The organism is Stieleria sp. (assembly GCF_041595215.1).
Lineage (GTDB): Bacteria > Planctomycetota > Planctomycetia > Pirellulales > Pirellulaceae > Stieleria > Stieleria magnilauensis.
Map to the genome: position 1 here is coordinate 1 of NZ_JBFHKV010001333.1, position 2,011 is coordinate 2,011.

At 63.5% G+C, this 2,011-nt stretch carries 1 protein-coding gene; it reads left to right on the top strand.

Going from position 1 to position 2,011, the window contains the following annotated elements; genetic code table 11:
• Window positions 1–2,011, top strand: a 2,011-nt coding sequence (locus ABX749_RS31040; RefSeq protein ID WP_372899448.1) for a molecular chaperone Hsp70, incomplete at both ends; no start/stop codon positions are given.

Here is a 2,011-nt window from a genome sequence, read left to right on the forward strand (position 1 = left end):
CCACCGCGTCGCCGTCGGTCGCCACCTGATCCTCGGCGGTGACAACATGGATTTGGCGGTCGCCAAGTTGGCCGAGGCAAAGCTCAACGAGACCTCAGGCGGCACACCTCCGTCGGCCAGCCAGTGGGACCGCATGGTCCAGGCATCTCGCACGGTCAAAGAATCCATGTTGGACGAGGCGCGGGGAGCCTCGTTCACGCTGAACGTGGCTGCCGAAGGGGCAAAGCTGTTGGCCGGCGCGATCCAGGTCGAACTGACGGCCGAAGAAATTGATGCCACGTTGTTGGATGGTTTCTTTCCACGCGTCCAGCTTTCCGATCGCCCGAGTCGCCAACAAAGCGGATTTCAAGAGTTCGGCTTGCCCTACGCGGCCGACCCCGCCATCACTCGCCACCTGGCAGAATTCCTTTCCGAACATCGTCGCAGCGGCATCGACCAACAGGACACCGAGTCGGCCGATCGCCCCGATCTGGTTTTGTTCAACGGCGGCGTGTTGGCCGCTCCGGCGATTCGACAGCGGATCGTCGATTCGCTCCGCGACTGGTTCCAAGCCCCCGGCGAAACCTGGCAACCGAAGGTCCTGGCGTCACAGCGTTTGGACTTGGCCGTCGCCCGCGGCGCCGCTTATTACGCGATGGTCCGGCGAGGCCAGGGTGTTCGCATCGCAGCCAACCTGGGTCGTTCGTATTACATGCAAGTGCAACACGATCCGCCTCGCGCCCTGTGCCTGATCCCCGGCGACGCCGAAGCGGGACAACAGTTTCGCGCCGATGATCATCCGCTGCACTTGCAAGTCGGCGCGCCGGTGCAGTTCCCGCTGTGGGTCAGCAGCACGCGATTGGCCGATCGCGTCGGCGACTTGGTCGCGATCGACCCGAACGAGATGTCCGCGCTGCCGCCGATTTGCACGGCCCTGGTGCGCGGCCGACGCCGCGAAGAAACCGAATTGAGCGTGTTCGTGGAATCCGAACTGAGCGAGATCGGGACGGTCGGCATGTACTGCGTCGACGCCGAACACGGCAAACGATGGAAGCTGGAATTCGACATTCGCAGCACGCTGGAAACCGACCGAGACGCACATACCGGAAGCGGCGAAACGGCGGGGATCGTCGATAGCGAAACCGTGGAAGCCTGCGCCGATGCGATCGAATCCACCTTCGGCGACCAGGCCGACATCAAACCCAATCAGATCGTCAAGCGACTCGAATCGATCACCGAAACCAGCCGCAATGATTGGCCGCCGACACTGATTCGCGAACTGTGGCAATTCTTGGCCGATCTCGAAACCGGTCGCCGCAAAACCCCCGCCCACGAGGCCCGTTGGTTGAACTTGGCCGGCTTTTGTCTGCGGCCCGGGTATGGCGTCGCGGTGGACGATTGGCGGGTTCAACAAATGTGGCGAATGCTGCACGGGCGGTTGGCGTTTCCGGCATCCCAATCACGCACCGAATCGATGATCCTGTGGCGGCGGATCGCGGGCGGACTGACGGCCGGCCAACAACAGCAACTCGCCGCTCCGATGCTGGCCGCACTGCGGAGCAAGTCCCGACGCATCGAGCCGCACGAGGCCAATGAGTTCTGGCGGCTGATCGCGTCGTTGGAACGGTTGGACGTGCGTCAGAAAATCGAACTCGGCGACATCGCTTTGAAAGAATTCGGCCGCAAAAAAAACGTCCGGTTGCGCCCCGCGCTGCTCTGGGCGCTCGGCCGACTCGGCGGACGCCAACCCGCCTACGGCCCGCTCAACACCACCATCCCGGTCGCCACGGTTCAGTCATGGATCGAATCGCTGATCGCCATCGATCCGCCTGAATCCGACGTGCCACTGACGCTCGTGCAACTGGGGCGTAAAACGGGCGACCGCTACCGGGACATCGCCGCAGCGACCCGCGACAAAGCCGCGACGTACTTGCAGTCCAGGGATGCGGCGGACCACTTCGTCACCCTGCTGACCGAAGGCGGAACGCTGGATCGAGACGAAGAGACCGCCGTGTTCGGCGACTCGCTGCCC